21 protein-coding genes are annotated in these 21,770 nt (G+C 41.2%); all 21 read right to left on the bottom strand.

The features are described 5' to 3' along the window. Nucleotides 1–40 precede the first annotated feature (40 nt). The 21 genes from rsmH to rpsA all read right to left on the bottom strand — a co-directional run bounded on the left by rsmH (nt 41) and on the right by rpsA (nt 21,738). Nucleotides 41–988, bottom strand: coding sequence for a 16S rRNA (cytosine(1402)-N(4))-methyltransferase RsmH (gene rsmH, locus LRA01S_RS02285; protein ID WP_061774031.1), 948 nt, complete (start codon nt 986–988; stop codon nt 41–43). Between the two features lie 232 nt (nt 989–1,220). Further along, nucleotides 1,221–2,462 (bottom strand): glutamate-5-semialdehyde dehydrogenase, encoded by a 1,242-nt coding sequence (locus LRA01S_RS02280; protein ID WP_061774030.1) that lies wholly within the window; start codon nt 2,460–2,462, stop codon nt 1,221–1,223. Between the two features lie 13 nt (nt 2,463–2,475). Further along, nucleotides 2,476–3,690, bottom strand: a complete 1,215-nt coding sequence (locus LRA01S_RS02275; RefSeq protein WP_373279973.1) for a peptidoglycan bridge formation glycyltransferase FemA/FemB family protein — start codon at nt 3,688–3,690, stop codon at nt 2,476–2,478. Nucleotides 3,691–3,703: 13 nt separating this feature from the next. Continuing rightward, nucleotides 3,704–4,921, bottom strand: a complete 1,218-nt coding sequence (locus LRA01S_RS02270; protein WP_061774028.1) for a peptidoglycan bridge formation glycyltransferase FemA/FemB family protein — start codon at nt 4,919–4,921, stop codon at nt 3,704–3,706. Then, entirely contained in the window at nt 4,911–5,711 is an 801-nt protein-coding gene (proB, locus tag LRA01S_RS02265; RefSeq protein WP_061774027.1) for a glutamate 5-kinase, read from the bottom strand. Before proB ends, LRA01S_RS02270 begins: the two co-directional genes overlap by 11 nt. Before the next feature lie 4 nt (nt 5,712–5,715). Then, nucleotides 5,716–7,383, bottom strand: a complete 1,668-nt coding sequence (recN, locus tag LRA01S_RS02260; protein ID WP_061774026.1) for a DNA repair protein RecN — start codon at nt 7,381–7,383, stop codon at nt 5,716–5,718. Between the two features lie 169 nt (nt 7,384–7,552). Continuing rightward, nucleotides 7,553–7,987, bottom strand: a complete 435-nt coding sequence (locus tag LRA01S_RS02255; protein ID WP_061774025.1) for an arginine repressor — start codon at nt 7,985–7,987, stop codon at nt 7,553–7,555. Next, entirely contained in the window at nt 7,974–8,795 is an 822-nt protein-coding gene (locus LRA01S_RS02250; RefSeq protein WP_061774024.1) for a TlyA family RNA methyltransferase, read from the bottom strand. The genes LRA01S_RS02255 and LRA01S_RS02250 overlap by 14 nt, the downstream gene beginning before the upstream one ends. After that, complete coding sequence (locus LRA01S_RS02245; protein ID WP_061774023.1) at nt 8,788–9,660, bottom strand: polyprenyl synthetase family protein; 873 nt, start codon at nt 9,658–9,660, stop codon at nt 8,788–8,790. Before LRA01S_RS02245 ends, LRA01S_RS02250 begins: the two co-directional genes overlap by 8 nt. After that, complete coding sequence (locus LRA01S_RS02240) at nt 9,650–9,868, bottom strand: exodeoxyribonuclease VII small subunit (protein WP_061774022.1); 219 nt, start codon at nt 9,866–9,868, stop codon at nt 9,650–9,652. The genes LRA01S_RS02245 and LRA01S_RS02240 overlap by 11 nt, the downstream gene beginning before the upstream one ends. After that, a complete protein-coding gene (xseA, locus tag LRA01S_RS02235) occupies nt 9,861–11,189 on the bottom strand; it encodes an exodeoxyribonuclease VII large subunit (RefSeq protein WP_061774021.1) in 1,329 nt (442 codons plus the stop codon). The genes LRA01S_RS02240 and xseA overlap by 8 nt, the downstream gene beginning before the upstream one ends. A 51-nt stretch (nt 11,190–11,240) precedes the next feature. Beyond that, a complete protein-coding gene (locus tag LRA01S_RS02230; RefSeq protein WP_061774020.1) occupies nt 11,241–12,089 on the bottom strand; it encodes a bifunctional methylenetetrahydrofolate dehydrogenase/methenyltetrahydrofolate cyclohydrolase in 849 nt (282 codons plus the stop codon). Between the two features lie 162 nt (nt 12,090–12,251). Continuing rightward, nucleotides 12,252–12,674 carry a transcriptional regulator Spx gene (spx, locus tag LRA01S_RS02225; RefSeq protein WP_061774019.1) on the bottom strand — a complete coding sequence of 141 codons (423 nt, stop codon included), beginning with the start codon at nt 12,672–12,674 and terminating at the stop codon, nt 12,252–12,254. Nucleotides 12,675–12,854: 180 nt separating this feature from the next. Continuing rightward, nucleotides 12,855–13,202, bottom strand: coding sequence for a type II toxin-antitoxin system PemK/MazF family toxin (locus LRA01S_RS02220; protein WP_061774018.1), 348 nt, complete (start codon nt 13,200–13,202; stop codon nt 12,855–12,857). Further along, nucleotides 13,195–14,310 carry an alanine racemase gene (alr, locus tag LRA01S_RS02215; protein ID WP_061774017.1) on the bottom strand — a complete coding sequence of 372 codons (1,116 nt, stop codon included), beginning with the start codon at nt 14,308–14,310 and terminating at the stop codon, nt 13,195–13,197. Before alr ends, LRA01S_RS02220 begins: the two co-directional genes overlap by 8 nt. A 3-nt stretch (nt 14,311–14,313) precedes the next feature. After that, entirely contained in the window at nt 14,314–14,679 is a 366-nt protein-coding gene (acpS, locus tag LRA01S_RS02210) for a holo-ACP synthase (RefSeq protein WP_061774016.1), read from the bottom strand. Between the two features lie 46 nt (nt 14,680–14,725). Continuing rightward, the gene (locus LRA01S_RS02205; protein ID WP_061774015.1) at nt 14,726–16,093 is read right to left on the bottom strand and encodes a cation:dicarboxylate symporter family transporter; all 1,368 of its coding nucleotides are present in this window, start codon (nt 16,091–16,093) and stop codon (nt 14,726–14,728) included. A gap of 174 nt (nt 16,094–16,267) precedes the next feature. After that, the gene (pepV, locus tag LRA01S_RS02200; RefSeq protein WP_061774014.1) at nt 16,268–17,686 is read right to left on the bottom strand and encodes a dipeptidase PepV; all 1,419 of its coding nucleotides are present in this window, start codon (nt 17,684–17,686) and stop codon (nt 16,268–16,270) included. Further along, nucleotides 17,683–18,384, bottom strand: coding sequence for a hypothetical protein (locus LRA01S_RS02195; protein WP_061774013.1), 702 nt, complete (start codon nt 18,382–18,384; stop codon nt 17,683–17,685). The genes pepV and LRA01S_RS02195 overlap by 4 nt, the downstream gene beginning before the upstream one ends. A 126-nt stretch (nt 18,385–18,510) precedes the next feature. Then, complete coding sequence (gene uvrC, locus LRA01S_RS02190; protein ID WP_061774012.1) at nt 18,511–20,298, bottom strand: excinuclease ABC subunit UvrC; 1,788 nt, start codon at nt 20,296–20,298, stop codon at nt 18,511–18,513. 198 nt (nt 20,299–20,496) lie between these two features. Continuing rightward, nucleotides 20,497–21,738, bottom strand: coding sequence for a 30S ribosomal protein S1 (gene rpsA / locus LRA01S_RS02185; protein WP_003139086.1), 1,242 nt, complete (start codon nt 21,736–21,738; stop codon nt 20,497–20,499). Between the last annotated feature and the right edge of the window lie 32 nt (nt 21,739–21,770).

Here is a 21,770-nt window from a genome sequence, read left to right as displayed (position 1 = left end):
GCTTAAAATATTTCTGATTTTATTTAATGATTAATTTCAATTAATTTTTTTGAGCTACTCGTAATTTAGCAGAGTGTGCACGATTATTATACGCTAACTCGGCTTCAGATGCAAGAATTGGCTTACGGTTGACGACTGTTAAAAGAGGCTTCATATCCACCGGTACCATGGGTAAGCCACGAGGTATATCAACTGTCGCATACTCTTTAAACAAAGACTTTGTCAGCTTATCTTCTAAAGAATGGAAAGTAATCACAGATATTCTGCCCTCTTTTTTCAGCATGTGAATGGCTGCTTCGATCGATTCCGCAGCAGCACCCAGCTCATCGTTCACTTCGATACGAATAGCCTGAAAAATTCGTTTAGCCGGATGACCTTTTTTCTTCAATTCTTTTTGAGGAAGGGCAGATTTGATAATCTCTGCTAATTCAAGCGTTGTATCAATCGGCTGAATTTCTCGTGCTTTTTCGATTTTACGCGCAATCTGTTTAGAGAATTTCTCTTCTCCATAACGGCTAAAAATCCGCATCAAATCGTTAAAAGCATAAGTATTGACGACATCGTGCGCGGTCAATGCCTGTGATTGATCCATCCGCATGTCTAATCTAGCTTCTTTCTTATAAGAGAAGCCCCGTTGGCTGTCATCGAACTGGGGACTTGAGACACCTAGGTCATAAAGAATCCCATCAAATTCAGTGACACCATGTTCTGCTAGCGCTGCCTTAAGATGTCGAAAATTATTCTTAATCAGAGTTACTTGACTAGCTTCAAGTTGTGTTTTTAGTTTTATTTTAGCATTTTCATGGGCTGTTTCATCCTGATCAAACGCATACAGGTGCCCTGTTGTGAGTTGGCTCAGCAAATACTCGCTATGACCGGCGCCACCAAGTGTGGCATCTACATAGATGCCATCAGGCTTGACCTCAAGCATATCAACGGTTTCATGAAGCAGAACGGTATCATGCTTAAAAGTTGTCTGGTCTGACATGTGGGCTCACTTTCTTAGGTTTAGGACTGATTTAATATTATGGTATCAAAATCAGCTGATGCGATAATGCAACTCCTAAACAAATCTTATTATACCAAAAAAATCTAGCAATATCTAGATTTTTACTGAATTGTCATCTTTTAGTCATGAAATCGTGACGATTATCTTATACGTATCGCAATGATACAGCTTTGCCAGACTAAAAAACGTCATCTTAATGACGTCATAATTTTTAGCCACGAGTTTGACCATTTCCATTGATCAAATATTTGTAAGACGTAAGTGCTTCGAGCCCCATCGGACCACGGGCATGAAGTTTTTGAGTTGAAATGCCAATTTCAGCTCCTAAACCAAAGACAAAACCGTCTGTAAACCTCGTTGAGGCATTGACATAAACTGCTGCTGAATCAATTTGTGCTTGAAATTGGTCGGCATTAGTCAAATTATCCGTGATAATACTCTCTGAATGTTTGGTGCTATAGTGATTGATGTGGTCAATAGCCTGATCAATACTTGAAACAACCTTAACCGACATTTTATAATCTAAATACTCAGTACCAAAATCCGCTTCTAATGCAGGTTGGCCTACCATCAACTCAGCCGCCAATTCATCAACTTTAAAGTCAATTTGTTGGACTGTATTAATTGCCGTTTGAAGTTTTGGTAAAAACTCAGCAGCAATTTTTTCATGAACGACCAAGCTTTCAGCAGCATTGCATACACTTGGGCGCTGCGTTTTAGCATTAATGACGATTTTAGTTGCCATCTCTAAATCAGCAAACTCATCAACATAGATACTGACATTACCTGTTCCTGTCTCAATGATTGGGACACGAGACTGCTCTTTTACCGTCCGAATAAGCCCTGCACCACCACGTGGAATGAGGACGTCAAGATAGTCAGTCGCCTGCATCATTTCTCTCGCTACTTCATGGCTTGTGTCTGTCACAAGGCCTACCGCATTTTCTGTGATACCAGCAGCTGTTAACGCCGATTTAATAACTTGAACGAGTGCTTTGTTGGAATGAATAGCATCTTTTCCACCACGTAAAATGACTGCATTATTGGTCTTGAAACACAAGGCAAACGCGTCCACTCCAACATTTGGACGGCTTTCGAATATCATCCCAACAACACCTAATGGCACTCGTTTTTGGAGGATTCTCAAGCCGTCGATGTTGGTATAACCATTAATAACTTGACCTACGGGATCTGGTAAGGCTGCGACTTGTCGGACACCCTCAGCAATATCCTGGATTCTTTCTGGTGTCAAACGCAGACGATCTATCATAATCTGACTGATTCCATTTGCCTCTGCATTGGCTAAATCTTTAGCATTTTCAGAGATGATCTCAGCAGTATTGTCAACAAGTGCTTGCGCTAACTGTTGCAAAAATTGATTTTTTTCAAGTGTGGCGTATTTAGCTAGCTCAAAGGCTGCTGTTTTGGCATGTTTACCGAGTGTCTCAATCATCTGGTTTCCTCACTTATTTTATTTTTTTACGGAATTTGTAGGCAAGATTACTTAAGGAATAGAGTAGGCCATTGACCGGGATGTTGAATTCACCAACCAACTCTTGAATATCAGGGTTAAAATTACTCTTGAATTTAGATAGACCGTCATTTAGATCGCCTTCTACACCACCCATATTTGCCCATTTAGCACTGGCAGCAAAGGCATCGTCAAAGGCTTGTGGGTAAAGGAGATACTGCGGGTAGAATTTTTTGAAGGCATCATTCATCCCAGCATAGAGCATCTCCATCGTATCTCCGAATTTTATAGATAAGATCCCTGCAATCACCGTTGAATCTGCGGACTCTGTATCATAGTCTGCAAATTCTTTTAGGTATTTTTCAACTGATTTCTTCTGATCATTCAGGCGATTGAAACGTTTTTTCTGATTTTCAGGTGTCTCAGCGATGTCTTTCTCAATCTGTGCTTGTTGTGCTTGCAGCTCAGCATATTTTTCTTTGAGATTAACTTCTGCTAAATGCAAATAAGCATCTTCCCCATACAAGGTCATGAGCTGCTCAAAGTAATCCCGATTTCTTAAGGCAACGCCTTTACGACTTTCGGTCATACTCACAACTTCACTAAACTTATCTAAGTGATCGATCCCTACACGACGACCGGTAACACCACGATTAATGGCATCCTTCATAATCCGTTTCGCGTGTTTAGGATAAATCGTCGTCATATCACTAACCAAAGGCTCATTCGCTTGATAACGCGGTTGAATCGTCTCACTCATGACTTGATTAAAGCCAAGATGTTCAGCGCCTGCCGCCTTGATATTGTTTAACATCGTCACAGCTCCCGGCAAAATGTCAGAGGCTTCTCTTTGACCAAATTTTGAGGTCCGGTAAAGGATTGCAGGATCTATTTTTATAAATAGTGCTTTCTGTTTTTTGGCCATTTTCTTTAATTGGTCGAAAAAGAACGACACCAGCTCAGCATTTTCGTAATCCATGATTGGTCCACGTGGTGTATAGAACATGGTAAAGCCAAGTGGTAATTTTTTGATTAAGACCAAAGAAGAGGCAATGAGATTTCCAGCATCATCTGTCACCCCAACAATTTGAGATGCCCAATTATCTTTAACTTCAGCCCATGTGCTGGATTGTAATAAATGATTGAGTGGGCTTTGTTTAACAAATTCATCGTGTGCTTTCGCATCGACTGCTGTATTAAATTTCATGATAGACGACTGCTTTCTAACGTTTGATGACAGCTTTTAAAATTTCTGTCATTTTATTTAAGATTGGCTTCACAACTAATTCATAGTTTCCTGAGGACTGCCAAATATAGCCCTTAAAGTTTTGTTTAAATTTCAAAACACCCTGATCTGGATTATCAGGCGCATTGACCCCCATAAAATGGTAGTGATCAATGTGATGCGCAAAGGCATATTGCAAAATGTAATCTTGAATCAAGAAAGGTGCTGAGAATTCCCTGTATTCATCATACATCCCGCTAAACATATAAAGGATGTCATTAGGCATGATAAAGAATTGGGCTGCGGCTAAAATCACATCTTGATCACCGTGCATCTCCGCCAACTTTTGGAGTTCTGTTTGGAATTTTTCAAGACGTGACACCCTTTGATGAAGGGTATCAAGGCTCTTTTTCTTATTTTGCGACTGAGCTTGCTCAATTTCCTTGTGAACGCCAGCCAATTCAGACTGATTGGCTACCAATTCTGTTTGAAAGTTGAGCTTAGCCAAAACAAACTTAACACGGTCCCCAAAGGCTTGATAGACCGCCTGGTAATAGGATAAGTCTCGCGTTGAAAAGTTTCTACGCTCTCCTGCCTCATCGACAACTTTCTTAAAATCAGCCAATTCATCATAGCTCGCTTCATAGACTTGAATGCCTAATTTACGCGCTTTCTTGATTGTTTGAAGCCCATTTTTCTTATATGATTTTTCAAGTTTAGCAAAATTTTCAAAACCCGTCAAGGTTTTACTGTAATTGTAGTTAAAGCCCTTTTCAAAATCGCTCAGATGACCTTCTAAAAAGCCCAATCCCTGATAAAAAGCATCTAAGTCTTGGTTAAATTCACCTACTTTTTCCCAGTTATCATCATACTTTTCAATCATTTGATTTGAATGGATGATGAGTTTCAAGACACCTTGCTTCTTAAGTAAAGCTTTGGCACCTGAAACGAGCAGTTGATTATCGTTTGCTACTGTTGAAAAGTATGGATTGCCATGGGCTTCTGCCAGATATCCAAACCGAACCTTAGCCAGTGTTACTAGCATTGCCGCGACGATTGTCTTGTCATTTTTCACCGCCAAGTAAAAAGGCTGATGTCCTAAACTATCTTGTAAGTCACCAAATGCTTTGGTTTGCTGGAAATGAACATCATCACGTGTCGCCACAAAATCAGAAAATTCTGCTGCTGTGATGACTGTAAATTGACTACTGTCCAAAGTAAGTTCCTTTCTTCTTGCCAGAAATGATGTCCCGAATCTCACGGATTCGAGCACCATTGGTCAGCACCATCTGTTTGTCATTATCAAAAATCAGTTTGGCAGCTTCTAATTTGCTAGTCATCCCACCTGTACCAAAACGACTACCGGCACCGCCTGCTACTTTCATCAACTCGTCTGTAATTTCAGAGACAGTGTCAATGAGTTTGGCGTCGTCAAAAATATTGGGATTTTTGTCATACAGACCATCAATATCAGACAGCATGATCAACAAATCAGCATCTGCTAAGTTCGTCACAATAGCACCTAATCTGTCATTATCACCGAATTTTGTCTTATGATCCATCTCATCGACACTAACCGCATCATTTTCATTGATGATAGGAATAATGCCCATGCTCAAGATTGCTTGGAGCGACATGGACGCATTTTGCCGGCTTTCAGGATATTCAATGACATCATTTGTCAACAAGAGCTGAGATACTTTTTGCTGATAACGAGCAAAAATATGATTATATAAACTCATCAACTCAACCTGACCGATTGACGCCAAGGCTTGCTGTTGGGCAATTTCTGAAGGTCGTTTGTCCATTCCTAAGACATTGAGACCAACACCGATCGCGCCTGATGTTACCAAAATGATGTCATAGCCTTCGTTTCTTAAGCTTGACAAGGTAAAAGCCAAGTCGTCCATATTTTTCAGATTGATTTGCCCATTGGCCAAAATTAGGCTTGATGTGCCGATTTTGATTACAATTCTTTTGGCCGTTTTTAGTTTTTCTCGATTCATCTTCTTATTTTTCCAGTAATTTTTTGGCTTGTGCCAGTGCTTCAGGCGTTAAATCATCACCTGCTAACATCTTAGCAATTTCGATTTCTCGTTCTTCAAGCGTTAATTTTCTAACCGTTGATGTGGTGCTATCGTCCAGCTGTATTTTTTCAATATGGTATTGGGTATCCGCAATCGCGACAACTTGCGGTAAATGTGAAATACACAAGACCTGACCACTTTGGGAAATCTTGTAAATTTTATTAGCAATCGCTTGAGCGACGCGTCCTGAAACACCAGTATCAACTTCGTCAAAGACAATGGCTGTTTTATTTTCACGTCTGGCAAAACTTGACTTGATTGCAAGCATGATCCGGCTCATTTCCCCACCCGATGCTGTTTTAGCCAGAGGCTTGAAGCCTTCTCCCGGATTGGTTTGAATGAAAAACTCGACGTGCTGATTCCCATTGACCGAGAATTTCGCGGGTTCAAAGTGAACCTTGAAATCTGCTTTGGCCATATAAAGATCCGCCAACTCGCCCTTGACATCTTTGGCAAGTTTGTCAGCAATGATTGCTCGTGCTTCCGACAGCGCTTGTGCACTGATTAAGAGTGATTTCTCTGCTGCTTTAAACGATGCTTCTAGATTTTCTGAAGAGTTTTCATCCCCTGTCAACGCTTCTAGTTCTTTTTGACAGTTGGTTAAATAAGCCAACACATCTGTCAATTCTGGACCGTATTTTTTCTTGAGGGTCGTCAAAACTGAAATACGATCTTCAATCATAGCCAACTCGGATGGATTGAATTCCAAATCGTCAATCCGTTTTTCCAAGTCTGCTGCAGCATCCTCTAACAGATAGTAGGCTTCTGCAATTTTTTCAGACAATTTAGCATAACTTGGTGCATCAAACTGGCTTGCCGATTCCAACTCATTCATGGCATTTCTCACCATGGAAAGACTTGAATAATCAGACGCATCATCATCTAAAGAATAATAAGCTGCGTTTAAGTGTTCTGCAATGTGATTGGCATGCGTGAGCAAGTCACGTCTTTGATAGATGCCCTCATCTGATTTCAGATCAATCTCAGCTGAGGCAATCTCATCGATTTGGAACTTCAAGATATCGATGCGTTGGGCAAACTCAGCTTGATTTTTCTTCAGTGTAACGAGTTTTTGACGGAGTGTTTTATAGTCTGAAAATTTCTGCGCATAGTCTTGCTTGATTTTTCGGAATTTTTTGTCACCAAATTCATCCAACATGGCCAGATGATGGGCAGGACTCATAAGCTCCTGATGATCATGCTGACCATGAATATCAACCAAATAACTACTAATGGCTTGGAGATTTGATAAGGGTGTCAAGACACCATTAATCCGACACGATGATCTGCCGTTGGCAAAAATTTCCCGTCGCAAAATCAGCTCGCCTGTATTTTCAAAGCCTAAGGCTTCTAATTGGGTTGCGATTTCTGGACTATCTTGATAGAAGAATAGCCCTTCTATTTCCGCCTTGTCTGCACCATGGCGAACAAAAGATGTTTGTGCCCGTGAACCTAATAAGAGGTTCATAGCATCGATAATAATCGACTTACCAGCACCCGTTTCACCCGTCAAAATCGACATGCCTTGATCAAATTGCATGGCAATCGTGTCGATAATGGCAAAATTTTTGATCGATATTTCTTGTAACATCAATTTTCCTCCATCAAGCTGCCTTGGCATTTCTTGATCACACGATACGCTTTTAAGTAAAGAAAATAAAACAAAATTTATGAAATATTTTTCGTCAATTCGCGATTTATCTAAGCGCTAAACGAAAACATGGCGAATCTAGCCCTCAATATTTGCTTTATTATATCAATTAATTTGATAAATCTGAATAAATCTTTTCAGCAGTTTCTTCAGATGTGGCGATTAGTAAAATCGTATCATCATCTGATAAGACTGTAAAAATAAGCGGTTCAAAGCGCGTCAACAACCGATTTTTAAGTAACATGGCTGACCCAGGACTTGTTCTAATTGCCAGTTGGTCGCCTTGCTTTTTAATTTCTCCAACGACTGATTTGAAGAATTCAGTATCTGTGTTAGCCCGACTACTTTCAGGCAAGGCATAGCGATACCCCCCTGTTTTAGCAGGCACTTTCACCAAGCGGAGTTCCCGCATATCACGCGAAACAGTGGCTTGTGTGACTTCAATTTTTAAATCTAGTAGTGCCGACACCAAGTCGTCTTGCGTCATAATATCTTGTTCAACCAATATTTTTTTGATTAAATCAATGCGTTCACTTTTTTTCATCTAATTCTCCATGTGCCTCTGCAACCACCTTTTGAATTTGTGGTGTCACTTGATCAAGCACGTCTCTTGCTTTAGACAAATACAGTAAAAACTCTATATTACCATGACCACCTTTAATCGGCGAACTTGTTAAGCCTAGCGTAGAAAAGCCTAGACCATTTGCCATATTCACTACGGCTTCAATTACAGCTTGGTGAATTTTAGCATCTTTAATAATACCGTTTTTCCCGATTTGTTCACGACCTGCCTCAAACTGAGGTTTTATCAAGGCCACAACCTGACCGCCTTCCAGTAAAATATTATACAAGGCTGGCAAAATTAAAGCTAGACTGATAAAAGATACATCAATTGACGCGAAGGTTGGCAAATCATGGCTAAAATCTTCTGGTTTGGCATAGCGAAAATTAAACTGCTCCATAACGACAACTCGGTCATCTTGTCGGATTTTCCAAGCCAATTGATTGGTCCCAACATCGACAGCATAAACTAATTTAGCGCCATTTTGGAGCATGACGTCAGTAAAGCCACCTGTTGATGAGCCGATATCAATGGCTGTTTGATCTAAAACCGAAATGTCAAACGCTTGGAGCGCTCGTGCCAATTTCAATCCGCCACGGCTGACAAAGGGCAGTTTTTCACCCTTAATCATCAACTCTAAATCATCGGAAATTTTTTCGCCCGGCTTATCAAAGCGCTCTCCATTAAGGGCATTGATGACAATACCTGCCATGACACCACGTTTTGCCTGTTCGCGTGTGTCAAAAAGTCCTTGATTATAGGCTAGGACATCTACTCGTTCTTTAGTCAATTTTTAATCTTTCAATTTGTTTCAAAATGCTGTCAGGCACTAGCTGCGTTGTGTGCGAAAGCTCCGCCAAAATACCTTCAGCTGCTGCCAGATTGGCTGATAATTCTGCCTTGGCACCCGCCAAACCTAATAGTTTAACATAGGTCGACTTATCTGCAACTTCATCTTTACCAGGTGTTTTCCCGATTTGGTCAAATGTTGCAGTGACATCTAAAATGTCATCTCGGATTTGGAAGGCTTGGCCTACTTTTTCCCCTAGATTGCGGAGCGATAAGATGACCTCATCTGACTGCTGCGCAATAAGGCCTGCGGCAACGAAAGGAAATGTTAGCATTTTACCTGTTTTCAAGGCATGAATTTGTTTTAGCTGCTCAAAAGTGAGTGCTTGTGTTTCCCCATCCATATCCAAAACTTGACCTGCAACCATCCCATGGCTACCTGAGGCTAGTGCCAACTCTTTCACCAAAGCGACAACAACCCCTGAAGGTAAGTCAGCATTGGCCAATAAGAGATAAGGATCTAACAAGAGGGCATCGCCTGCTAAAATCGCCTGTGCTTCTCCGAACACTTTGTGGTTGGTCGGTTTACCACGACGAAAATCGTCATTATCCATGGCCGGTAAGTCATCGTGGATGAGCGAGCTAGTATGGATCAGCTCCACAGCACCGGCAACTTTGAGGTGTTCTGTCGTGATGGTCACGCCAAAAGCCTGCAAGGTTTCGAGAAGAAACAGTGGCCGAATCCGCTTGCCACCTGCCTGAATCGAGTATTGGATACTCTGCGTCAGATGGTCTACTAAATCATCCGCAGCATAAAAGCCATCGAAGATAGTTGTTAATGCTGTTAATAAAGCTTTATTGTCCATCGAATACTTGCTCTGTGCCATCATCAGCCATCACTTTGACTAGCGTAGCTTCTGCCTCTTTCAAGGTTTTTTGAAGGGATTTAGACAACTTCATGCCTTTTTGAAATTCAGCGATGGCTGCTTCCAAAGGAACATCACCATTTTCTAAACGTTTGACGATGTCTTCTAACGCTGCTAAGTTTTCTTCAAAAGTTACTGCTTTAACCATTTTTCACCTCTACATTTATCAGACCGTCTGAAACTTCTAGGCTCAGTTGGTCACCTGTTTTAACATCTTGGGTTGATTTAACGACTTTTTGATCTGCTGTTCTTGCGATTGCAAAGCCACGTTTTATAATTTTTTCTGGATCGATCAAGCTCAAGCCGTCATATGCTTTTTCTGCCCGCGTTTTTTGATAGGCCAAAAAATTGGTCATATTCAATTTTAGACTCGCCAATTCCCGTTCCAATTGCCGATTGGCTTCTGAGATTTTTTGATCAAGTCTTAAACTCGTCAAACGACTAGTTAAGAGTGATTGGGCTTGCTGATTTTTTTGGTAATGCTGTTGCAAGCGTTGGGTTAGCGTATTGGTTAGCTGATCTAGTTTCTGGAGATAGCCGTCATATAAGCGCTCAGGCTGTCGGAAAATCACTGAATTTTGAAGTCTGATCAGTCTTTCCTGACCTTGGTTAACGCTACGTTGCATACTGCTCGTTAGTCTTGTTTCACTGTTTGTCAAATACTGTAAAATATCTAGTTTAGTGTTTGGTGTTGCAAGCTCTGCTGCTGCAGTTGGTGTTGCAGCACGTCTATCCGCCACAAAGTCTGCCAACGTCGTATCTGTTTCATGGCCAACTGAGGAAATGACAGGGATTCTTGATTCAAAAATCGCGCGGACGACGATTTCCTCGTTAAATGCCCAGAGGTCTTCAATAGAACCACCGCCTCGACCGATGATCAAGACATCTAAGTCTGCCCGTTTATTGGCTTCGCGAATGCGACTAGCAACTTCATCAGCTGCACCATTGCCCTGAACCTTGGCGGGAAAGAGTAGGATTTCTGTCATGGGGAAGCGGCGATTGACGGTGGTGATGATGTCACGAATCACGGCACCGCTGGGACTTGTGATGACCCCGATTTTTCGTGAAAAGCTAGGAATCGCTTGCTTAAAGTCAGGGTTGAAGAGGCCTTCGGCAGTTAGTTTTTTCTTGAGTTGCTCGATCTGAACCGCTAGGGCGCCGATGCCGTCGGGCATCATTTTTTCGATGATAATCGAGTAAGAGCCGCCCGGTTCGTAGAGCTGCACGCGGCCCACGAGGTTGACTTTCATGCCTTCTTCTAAGTCGAAGTTAAGTTTAGAGAAAGCTCCCGCCCACATGGTCGCTTGGATTACAGATTTCTCATCCTTGATTGCAAAGTATTGGTGCTTGGGACGGCGTCTAAAATTGGAAATTTCACCCGTCAGAAAAACCCGCTCCAAATAAGGATCACGGTCAAATTTGGTCTTTAAATATTTAGTTAATGTTGACACACTCAAATATTCTGTCATGTTTCTATTGTACCAAAAAAACGGGAAATTTTCCCCGTCTGAATTTAGTGCTTATTTGCTTAAAGTCCGTTTGGCTGCTTCATAGGTCTGTTCCATCAACATGGTAATCGTCATGGGACCAACACCACCTGGTACTGGTGTCATCAGGCTAGCAATCGGTTCAACTTCATCAAACTTGACGTCGCCGATCAATTTACCATTGTCATCTCGGTTCATACCGACGTCGATTACAACAGCACCTGGCTTGACGAATTCTGCGGTAACAAAGTTACCACGGCCGATGGCAACTACTAAAATATCTGCTTGCTTGGCTAATTCAGGTAGATTTTGCGTTCTTGAGTGGGCGATGGTCACTGTTGCATGTTGATCTAACAGCATCTGTGCCATGGGTTTTCCGACAATGTTAGAGCGCCCAATCACTAGCGCGTTCTTACCTGCCACCTCAACGCCATAAGTTTCCAGCATGACCATGATCCCTGCGGGTGTTGATGGGATCATGACAGGATTACCTGACCAGAGGCGCCCCATGTTGGTTGGATGAAAACCATCGACGTCCTTATCTGGGTCAATGGCGAGTAAGATTTTTTCTTCGGAGATATGTGCGGGTAAAGGAAGTTGTACTAAAATCCCATGCCATTTATTATCTTGGTTGAGTTGCGCGATCAGTTCTAAAAGTGCCGTTTCCGTCGTGTCTTCAGATAGACGAATGACTTCTGAGTTAAAACCGGCTGCTGTTGCGCGACGTTCTTTATTTCTGACGTAAACTTGACTGGCTGGATTTTCACCAACTAAAATCACAACCAAACCTGGTGTGACGCCAGCTGATTTCAAGTCGTCAACTTTTGCTTTCAATTCAACAGCCATTTTATCGGCTAATGCTTTGCCATCTATTAAGGTCATGCTATGCTCCGTCTTTCTTTTTTACCATGTCGCGACCTACTAAAAATGCTAGCTCATGACGGGTTCTAAAACTATTTTATCAAAAAAACAGTGAGAATACCGCTGTTCCTCACTGTTTCTGAATATGAATATGTAAAATGTTCGGTATTACTATGTGTTACTTTATATTGCATTTTCTAGCCGTAAATCTTTCTTAATTCGTTCTTCTGCTGTTTGATAGGCAATTTTACGAACAGATCGCGGCAAAAACTTTCTGATATCGTCTTCATTATAACCGACTTGAAGTCTTTTATTATCAACTATCAAAGGTCGTCTCAGTAAACTTCTATTTTTTTCAATCACTTTAATCAAACAATTCATAGAGAGATCATACAAATCAACATTTAATTTTTGGTAGGCTTTACCACGTTTGGAAATAATCTCCTCAGTTCCATTCTCTGTCAATGAGAGAAGATGGAGAATTTCTACATCTGATAATTGATCTTTCACCAAATTAATTTCTTCAAATTCTAAATTGTGTTCTTTTAACCACTTTTTAGCCTTATCACACGATGAACTATAGGCAACTGTATATATCTTAATCATAACCCTCTTATCTTTAAATACTATTAAAAAACTACGACAACGTAAACAAATTAGTTATTTAATTCGTTTGTAAAAATATTATATCGCAATAAGAAACTTTTGTAAATAGGTCCACATCAAAAACAATGTTATTTTTACGTTATTTTTTATTACGATTATATAACAAAAAAAAGCCCATCTTCAACAAGATAAACTTTTTTTGATAGCAATATCAACTTGCGACATGATTTCATCACTAAGATGCCCCGTTTTTTCCCGTAAACGACACTTATCAATTGTTCTCATTTGTTCACATAGAATTACTGAATCTGAGCCAACGCCTGCTGCTTCTTTACAAATAGAAACATGTGTTGGTAATGCTTTCTTCGTCTTTTTTGCTGTGATTGCCGCAACGATTGTCGTTGGTGCAAAGGTATTCCCTGCATCATTTTGAATAATCAAAACAGGTCTAACTCCCCCTTGTTCGCTGCCCGTGACAGGCGACAAATCGGCAAAAAAGATATCTCCCCTTAAAATTTCTCTAGCCATTTTGATATATACGTTTAATCCGATCACTTAATAAACAAACTACTTCATAATTAATTGTTCCACGATGTGCTGCCACATCATCTACTGTTATTTTTTCATCACCATCTTGGCCAATCAATGTTACTTTTGTACCAATTGGTAAAGTTTCATTTAAAGCAATAGTCATTTGATCCATGGAAATCCGACCTATAATCTGACATTTTTTCCCATTAACCAAAACGTAGAATCCAGTCATATCACGTGTCCAACCATCTGCATAACCAATTGGAACAGTACCCACGATGGTAGGCTTATCTGCAATAAACTCTGCCCCATATCCAACCGTCTCGCCTTTATTGATTGTCTTGATATGCATCAATTCCGACTTCAACTCAAGCGCTGGTGTTATATTATAGGTCATTTTGAGCATTGATCCACTTGGATTTAAACCATACATGGCATCTCCCAAACGCTCAATATCTTGAATGGTTTCCTTATGCCAAATACCTGCGGCAGAATTACTAGAATGGACATATTTTGGTCGACGAGTTATCGCTGCGACAATAGTTTCAAATCGTGTCCATTGTGACTCAAATTTTTCTTGTGCTGCTTCATCAGCTGTGGCAAAATGCGTAAATATACCATCAAAGACCATACCATATTGATCTGCTACTGCAATGATGGCGTTGGCCTCTTCAGCTGTCGTTACACCAATCCGGCCCATACCAGAATCGACCTTGATATGAAATTTTAAATGCTCTATCTCGACATCTTCGAGATGTTGAGCGACCAGTTTAAGCCAATCCAGAGAAGGTACAGTTACAGTCACACGTAAGTTAACCGCAATATGAATATCTTCTGGAACAATACCACTCAAAACTAAAATCGGCTTAACAATCCCATGACTTCTAAGTTCAATCGCCTCATCAAGGTTAGAGACACAAAAGCCTGACACTAAATCATTGGCGCTTTGCGCCACATCATTTGCACCATGACCATAACCATTGGCTTTGACAACTGCCCAGATCTCGGTGCGGTCACCTGTATACCTTTTGAAGTTTTTAATATTAGCCTGAATCGCCGCGAGATCTATAATCGCTTGCGTTGGCCGATGTGTACTTGGTTTCATTTCCTATTCACGACTTTCTAAAATAACGAAAGCAATAGCTTCCAAATTGCTATGACTGATGGATAAGTGCGCCATACCCTGTTCAGAAAAAGGATGTTGGATAAACTTGGGTGCGCCTAAATCATCATGTAAAATGGTCATATCCTGAAAAGATAAATGCCCGCCTATACCGGTGCCATAGGCTTTAGAGTAAGCTTCTTTGGCTGCCCATCGACCACCTAAAAATTCGATTTGACGTTGACCTGATAGGGTCATAAATTTGGCCAATTCATTTTCCGTGAGCACACGTTGGGCAAATTTCGGATTCCGATTTAAAGCCTTTTCAATCCGCGAAAGTTCTATATTATCAACACCATTACCATAAATCATAATCTCATTATATCAAAAAAATCCCGTGCCATGGGATTTAATTGTTTTAGTTTTGTTTAATAAAGGCTACAGTCCCTGTTTTAGTTAACAGTCTATCCGTCACAATACCTGCCACCATTGAATCACTAACATTGAGTGCTGTTCTTGCCATATCAATTAAAGGCTCAACACTGATGACTAGTCCCACGATAGCAATTGGTAAGTTCATTGAAGATAAAACGATGAGTGAGGCGAATGTCGCACCTCCACCAACACCTGCAACCCCTAGTGACGAAATCGTCACGATTGCAACGAGTGAGAGGATAAACTCAAATGAAAAGATGTTAACCCCAACTGTTGGTGCAACAATAGTCGCAAGCATGGCTGGATAAATACCAGCACAGCCATTTTGACCTATGGATAAACCAAAGCTCGCTGAAAAGTTAGCAACTGCTTCATTGACACTAAATTTTTCAACCTGTGTCTCAACATTCATCGGCAACGTCCCTGCACTCGTTCTTGATGTGAAGGCAAAGAGCAAGGTCGACCAAGCATTGCCTAAGTATTCGCTTGGTAATACTTTCACCCAAAGCAAAAGAATGAGATGGACGGCGAACATCACCAGAATAGCCGCATAACTTGCGATAATGAAACGACCGAGATTGACCAGAGCTTCAAAATCACTCGTTGCCATGACACGTGCCATGAGGGCAAAAATCCCAAATGGTGTCAATCTTAAAACTAAGGTTGTCACGCGTAGGATTATTTTTTCAAGTGACTGAATCAAGTCAGCAAAAGTTTTAGCTTCTTTCGTATACTTTCTTTGGATACCAAGAAAAGCAATGCCCAAGAAAGCCGCAAAGATGACGACAGCAATCGTACTTGTCGGACGTGTGCCCGCAAAATCTGCAAACACATTACGAGGAATTAGATTAAGTAACTGATCAGTGATGGGAACACCCTTAACCTGAAGCTGTTTTTCCGTCAATGCTGCAATCCGTTCTGCTTCAGCTGCCCCTTCAGCGAAAACAGCACCATTTAGTCGGAAAACAATGACCGATAAGTAACCAATCGCCGCCGACACCGCAGTCGTGCCTAATAAAATCAGAAGAACATTTCGTGCCATTTTACCCAAATTTTTAGAGACTTCCAACTTGGTAAAAGCCCCAACTATAGAAATAAAAACCAACGGCATCACAAGCATTTGCAGAAGTGCAATATAAGCATCTGCTACCAATGAAATCCAAGAAAGACTGGTAGAAAAGTTCGACACCTTTTCAAATAAGAAACGAATCAAGAGACCAAAAACAATACCGCCAAACAAACCAAAAAGCACCCGTTTGTTAAAGCTAATATGCTTCACTTGCAAGCGAAAAAGCCACAGCAAACTACCAATGAAACCCGATAATATAATAAGTAATGATAAAATAGTCATAAATTCCCCTTAAAATTGATATAGTCTATTTTCTCATGCTATTTTATGATCTGCCATATGAAAAATTTATGCCCGTGATCAAGTTTCATAAAACCTCATTGGCTAATATATTTAAGCCCTTTGAAATCAAAAAAACACCACCAACTTCTGGTGATGTTTTAGTTATAGCTTGACTTATTTGGCTAATTCGTAGATCGCCTCAGCATAGATAGCCGCTGCACGCAACAAGACATCCACCGGAATAAATTCATTAGCTTGGTGCATGGTGTCAATGTCACCAGGGAACATAGCACCAAAGGCTACGCCGCGTTTAAGTAAGCGACCAAAAGTCCCACCACCGATGATTTGTTCGTGGCCTTTAAGACCTGTTTGTTTTTCATAGACAGAAAGCAATGTGCTCACCAATTCATCATCCATTGGCACATAGTGTGGTGTGTGCTCATGGGCAGATTTAGTAACCGCATCAACGCCTTCAAGCGCTGCGAGAACGCTATAAATCGCATCTGAATCTGTCCCTTGTGGGTAACGGAAGTTCAAAGCAATCGTGTTGTCAGATGACGCGTCATCAAAGTTGAAGACACCTGCATTCATTGACAAGGCACCCATTTTAGGATCTTCGAAGGCAACGCCTGTTTTGTCACCTGCATGATCTTCAATGAGGATCGTCCCTGCAATTTTAGTGAATGGTGATACAACGCCGATTTCATCTAGGAATTTAGCGAGGTATGTTGCACCATTAACACCTTTTTCTGGCATGGCACCGTGGGCTGAACGACCATGAAGTACGACTGTTACTTGACCATCTGAAGTGGCTTCAGTTTCAAATCTAAGGTTTTTGTCGCTATGGGCGCTGACAAAGGCTTCAAGTTTTGCCTTAAGGTCTGCTAGGTCGCCAGAAATCACTGCTGTTGCAGATTCCGGTACCATGTTTTCACGCAAACCACCTGTAAAGCTGTGCAGGTGAACCGTACCCGTGTTATCGCATGCGATGTGGAGGTATTCTGTAATGTTACCTTTTTCACCATTGATGATCGGGAACTCGGCATCAGGTGAGAAACCAAAGTCAGGTTCAGGTAGACCAACATGGGCAAAGTAGTAATCCATGTCTCCCCAACCTGATTCTTCGTCAGTGCCTGCGATGAAGCGGATTTTTTTAGTTAAAGGCACGTTCAACTCTTTTAAAATTTTCAAGCCATAGTAACACGCCATGGTAGGACCTTTATCATCCGAAGCACCACGGGCATAAATCTTGCCGTCACGGATTTCAGGTTCGTAAGGGTTGCTATCCCAGCCAGTGCCAGCAGGGACAACGTCCATGTGGGCGAAAATCCCAAGGACTTCTGCATCTTCTGGTAGGTCATCGCCATATGTAAAGTGCCCCGCATAGTTATCAACGTTTTTCGTTGCGTAGCCATCACGTTCTGCCAAACTCAAAAATTGTTGGAGTGCCGTAACTGGACCAGGGCCAAAAGGTGTTTCTGGTGTAACTTGGCTATCGTCACGTTCAGAGTTAATTTTCAAAAGTGAAAATAAATCTGCTAATAAGTCCTCTTTACGTGCTGCAACCTCTGCTTTAAAATCGATATGTGTCATTTTCTTCCTAATAACCTTTCTTTATATTCGTCATATTCTTCTGCGGTAATCAAACCTTCTTCCATTGAAAGCTTGGCAGATGACAATTTTTCATACATCGTGGATGTATCATAGACAACTTTTGGCTCTGCCGTTTGTTCTAGCATGGGCTGTTGCTGTTGTGATGATCCTGGCATTGGGGCATTTGTCTGATAACCACCATACATCTGGTTATTCTTAATATCGCTCACCCCTTCTTGGATCCGCTTAGCTATCCTTCTGACGACATTTTTCGTCCAAAAGACTGAAAAATTATCACCTAAAGATTCTACTCGAACATGACCCCAAATAATATGGGTGATGGGCTCGATATTTTTGATATCATTGAGCGGAATTGAAGATACCTTGTGAAAGAATGGTCGCCAGCGGGCATAGACTAAGCGATTTTCGTTAGTGATGATATAAGCATAGTAGCCTTGGGTATTGAAAAACTTAGGGTCTACTTGCCCGCCGTCACTTTCTTCTCCTTCGTCATCATCATAATCTGTATGTCTGCCGATAAAACTAGAGACAGCGTATTCGTCATCTAACAAACTCTCAGCGACAATCTTAAAATGTAATTTCTGCAACCATGCGCCCCAAAGGTTAAAGCCAAGTTTATTTTCTCTGGCAAAGCGATACATATCATCTGCCGTCCAGAGTTGGGCTTTGTTCGTCATCTGTCACCTCTTTTCATTTGGGTATCGTTATATCCTTAAGCTTGATTTGCCATCATCACTATTTTATCAAAAAAACGTGCAAAATGGCGCATTCAGCTCATCTTTTCCCGAATTTCTAGAAAAGACTTACTCTTTCTCGTCTTCTGTCGGTGACAGGGTTTCTATGATTCGGCGTGCGACATCATAAGGAATCCCTGCTTCGTGAATCGCTTCAGGCGTGGCTGTTTGGATATTGGTCAAGGACTTGAAGGTACGCATCAATTTTTGTTTGCGTTTAGGCCCTAGGCCATCTATGCCGTCTAGTTTGCTAGAAAATGAATTTTTCGAACGAACTTGTCGGTGAAAGGTGATGGCAAATCTGTGAACTTCATCTTGAATCCGCTGTAATAAGAAGAACTCTTGACTTTGTCGACTCAATGGCACGACTTCCAAAGGATCACCGAATAATAACTCCTGCGTTTGGTGCTTATCATTTTTGGCCAAACCTGCAATCGGAATATCAAGACCTAGACTATCCAAAATTTCCTTAGCTGCATTAATTTGCCCAACACCACCATCCATGATAATTAAATCAGGCAGGATACCATCTTCTTTGATGGCACGACTATAGCGTCGCAAAATAACTTCGCGCATGCTGGCATAGTCATCTGGTCCCACAACAGTCTTAATCTTGTATTTGCGATAATCTTTATTAGAGGGTTTCCCATCTACAAAGACAACCATAGCACTGACTGGACTTGTCCCCATAATATTGGAGTTATCAAAGCTTTCAATTCGATGCGGTGTCGGAATATTCATGATGGTACCAAGATTTTCAATCGCACCTTGAGTTTTTTCGATATGTTTTTCAGCTAATTCAAATTTTTGCTGCAGACTAACACGTGCATTTTTAGTCGCCAAATTAACCAACTGTTTCTTCTCTCCACGAGACGGCTGAATAACATTGGTTTGTGTCAAAGCCCGAACAGATGCCAAATCAATATCCGATGGAATGAAAATCTCCTTGGGAATAAAGTGACTTGTCCCCTTGTAAAATTGACCAATATAGGTCAAAAAATCTTCATCTGCATCATTATAGTAGGGAAATAGATTAACATCACGCTGAATAAGCTTACCTTGCCGAACAAAGAATACTTGTACACACATCCAACCTTTATCCACTGCGTAACCAAAGACATCTCGGTCCTGTAAATCATGATTCATGACCCGTTGTTTGGTTCTAAGCGTTCCGATATTCTTGACCAGATCGCGATACTCAGCAGCCTTTTCAAAATCAAAAGCTTCAGCTGCTGTGTGCATTTTCGTCTCTAATTCCCTGATGATTTTATCTTCACCACCATTGAGAAACTTAGTAATCTCCTCTGTCATCCCCTCATAAACCTTGGGATCAATATCAAAGACACAGGGTGCCAAACACTGGTGCATATGGTAATAAAGACAAACTTTGTTGGGCAAGACATTACACTTGCGCAAGGGAAAAATCCGATCCAGTAGCTGCTTGATCTCATTAGCCGCTCTAACATCAGGATAAGGACCAAAATACTGAGCCCGATCCTTCTTAACTTGCCGCGTAATCAAAAGACGCGGGTACTTCTCGCGTGTGATTTTAATGAAAGGATAGGATTTATCATCCTTAAGTAAGATATTGTACTTGGGCATATTCTCTTGGATCAGATTAATCTCCAAGAGCAATGCTTCGATATTTGATTCAGTAACAATAAATTCAAAATCGACAATCTCCGAAACCAATAGTTCTGTCTTTGTATCATGCGACCCACGAAAATAAGATCGAACACGATTTTTCAGATTTTTGGCTTTGCCGACATAGATAATCGTGCCATTTTTATCTTTATGCAAATAACAGCCTGGATTATCTGGTAAGATGGCTAGTTTTGCCTTGATATTATCATTCATACTGTGGCCAGCCCTAATGTTTTCAATTTGACCATTTGATGCTTTCTCCTTTTCATTCGTAGATCGTGCGCACAATTTAGCAAGATCTTTGCGCCCTATGATTTACCTACGAACTCTTGATATTAAAGCCGTTTTTAGCGCCGCTTTCTTTCCATTATAACAAAAAAACGCCCTTTCGGACGTTTTGGCAACCTTTAATTAAAAGTTGTTGATATCGAAATCATCACCTAAGAAGTCAGCAAGTGAGAAGCCTTCTTGCGTTTCTGGCAATGTGTATTCTGGTTTAGTGTTGCGACGTGGCGCGCGTGGTTTAGCATCACGACGTTGTCCACCTTGTGCAGCGTTACCTGAATCGTTTGAACGTTCTTTACGTGCAGGCGCTTCAGTCAAAGCTTTGATAGACAATGAGATACGTTCTTCAGCTGGTTTCACGTCAAGTACTTTAACTTGAACAGCTTGACCTACTGACAAGACATCTTTAGCGTTTTCAACACGTTCCCAAGAGATTTGAGAAATGTGAACCAAACCTTCAACACCTGGGAAGATTTCAACAAAAGCCCCGAAGTCAGTGATACGTTTAACAGTACCATCGAGAACAGAACCAACTGGTGCTTTTTCATCGATGTCATCCCATGGGCCAGGCTGTGTAGCTTTAAGAGAAAGTGATACACGACCAGCTTCTTCATCAACTTTCAAGACTTTAACTTGAACAGTTTCGCCAACTTTAACAACATCGCTAGGTTTTTTAACGCGTCCGTGAGCCAATTCAGTCACGTGAACAAGTCCGTCAACACCACCAAGATTGATGAAAGCACCAAAGTCAGTTGTACGTGCAACAGTACCTTCAACGATATCACCTTCGTGCAAGTTAGCAAAAGCTTCAGCACGTTGTGATTTAGATTCTTCTTCGATAACCGCACGACGACTCAAGATGAAACGTTTTTCAGCAGCGTTAACTTCGATGATTTTAGCGTCAAATTCTTCACCGACAAATTTCTTAGTATCGCGTACAAAGTAAGTGTCAATCATAGATGCTGGGATGAAACCACGAACACCGTTGAAGTCTACAGACAAGCCACCTTTAACGTCTTTCAAGACTTTAACAGTAACAACTTCGCCTTCTTTGCCTTCAAGGTCAGCAAAAGCTTTACGTGCAGCAAGACGTTTTTCAGAAAGCAAGTAAACGTTAGCGCCTTCTGATTCTTTACCGACGATTTGCTTAACAACCAAGAGTTCTTTAACTTCACCAGCTTTGACGAAGTCATTTATATCAGCGTCACGTTCGTTAGTGAGTTCACGAAGCGTCAAAACACCTTCAACACCTGTACCAACGATAGCTACAGTAGCTTGATCGCCTTCGACAGTGAGGATTTCACCGCTTACGACGTCACCGACTTTAACGTCACCGACGCTGTTCAATAATTCTTCAAATTCGTTCATTTTTTAAAAAGTTTCCTCCAACAATTTGACTA

It is taken from the genome of Pseudolactococcus raffinolactis NBRC 100932 (assembly GCF_001591765.1).
In the GTDB taxonomy this organism is placed as follows: Bacteria; Bacillota; Bacilli; order Lactobacillales; family Streptococcaceae; genus Pseudolactococcus; species Pseudolactococcus raffinolactis.
This window is presented reverse-complemented; position numbering and strand designations above follow the sequence as displayed.

What these genes read in the sequence shown, in the direction of transcription:
- recN (WP_061774026.1), bottom strand. Translation starts at nt 7,383, where the DNA reads ATGTTACAAGAAATATCGATCAAAAATTTTGCCATTATCGACACGATT.
- proB (WP_061774027.1), bottom strand. Translation starts at nt 5,711, where the DNA reads ATGAATCGAGAAAAACTAAAAACGGCCAAAAGAATTGTAATCAAAATC.
- acpS (WP_061774016.1), bottom strand. Translation starts at nt 14,679, where the DNA reads ATGATTTATGGTAATGGTGTTGATAATATAGAACTTTCGCGGATTGAA.
- xseA (WP_061774021.1), bottom strand. Translation starts at nt 11,189, where the DNA reads ATGACAGAATATTTGAGTGTGTCAACATTAACTAAATATTTAAAGACC.
- LRA01S_RS02230 (WP_061774020.1), bottom strand. Translation starts at nt 12,089, where the DNA reads ATGACCTTAATAGATGGCAAAGCATTAGCCGATAAAATGGCTGTTGAA.
- LRA01S_RS02280 (WP_061774030.1), bottom strand. Translation starts at nt 2,462, where the DNA reads ATGATTGAGACACTCGGTAAACATGCCAAAACAGCAGCCTTTGAGCTA.
- rsmH (WP_061774031.1), bottom strand. Translation starts at nt 988, where the DNA reads ATGTCAGACCAGACAACTTTTAAGCATGATACCGTTCTGCTTCATGAA.
- LRA01S_RS02245 (WP_061774023.1), bottom strand. Translation starts at nt 9,660, where the DNA reads ATGGACAATAAAGCTTTATTAACAGCATTAACAACTATCTTCGATGGC.
- pepV (WP_061774014.1), bottom strand. Translation starts at nt 17,686, where the DNA reads ATGACACATATCGATTTTAAAGCAGAGGTTGCAGCACGTAAAGAGGAC.
- uvrC (WP_061774012.1), bottom strand. Translation starts at nt 20,298, where the DNA reads ATGAATGATAATATCAAGGCAAAACTAGCCATCTTACCAGATAATCCA.
- LRA01S_RS02195 (WP_061774013.1), bottom strand. Translation starts at nt 18,384, where the DNA reads ATGACGAACAAAGCCCAACTCTGGACGGCAGATGATATGTATCGCTTT.
- LRA01S_RS02220 (WP_061774018.1), bottom strand. Translation starts at nt 13,202, where the DNA reads ATGGCTAGAGAAATTTTAAGGGGAGATATCTTTTTTGCCGATTTGTCG.
- LRA01S_RS02205 (WP_061774015.1), bottom strand. Translation starts at nt 16,093, where the DNA reads ATGACTATTTTATCATTACTTATTATATTATCGGGTTTCATTGGTAGT.
- LRA01S_RS02240 (WP_061774022.1), bottom strand. Translation starts at nt 9,868, where the DNA reads ATGGTTAAAGCAGTAACTTTTGAAGAAAACTTAGCAGCGTTAGAAGAC.
- rpsA (WP_003139086.1), bottom strand. Translation starts at nt 21,738, where the DNA reads ATGAACGAATTTGAAGAATTATTGAACAGCGTCGGTGACGTTAAAGTC.
- alr (WP_061774017.1), bottom strand. Translation starts at nt 14,310, where the DNA reads ATGAAACCAAGTACACATCGGCCAACGCAAGCGATTATAGATCTCGCG.
- LRA01S_RS02255 (WP_061774025.1), bottom strand. Translation starts at nt 7,987, where the DNA reads ATGAAAAAAAGTGAACGCATTGATTTAATCAAAAAAATATTGGTTGAA.
- spx (WP_061774019.1), bottom strand. Translation starts at nt 12,674, where the DNA reads ATGATTAAGATATATACAGTTGCCTATAGTTCATCGTGTGATAAGGCT.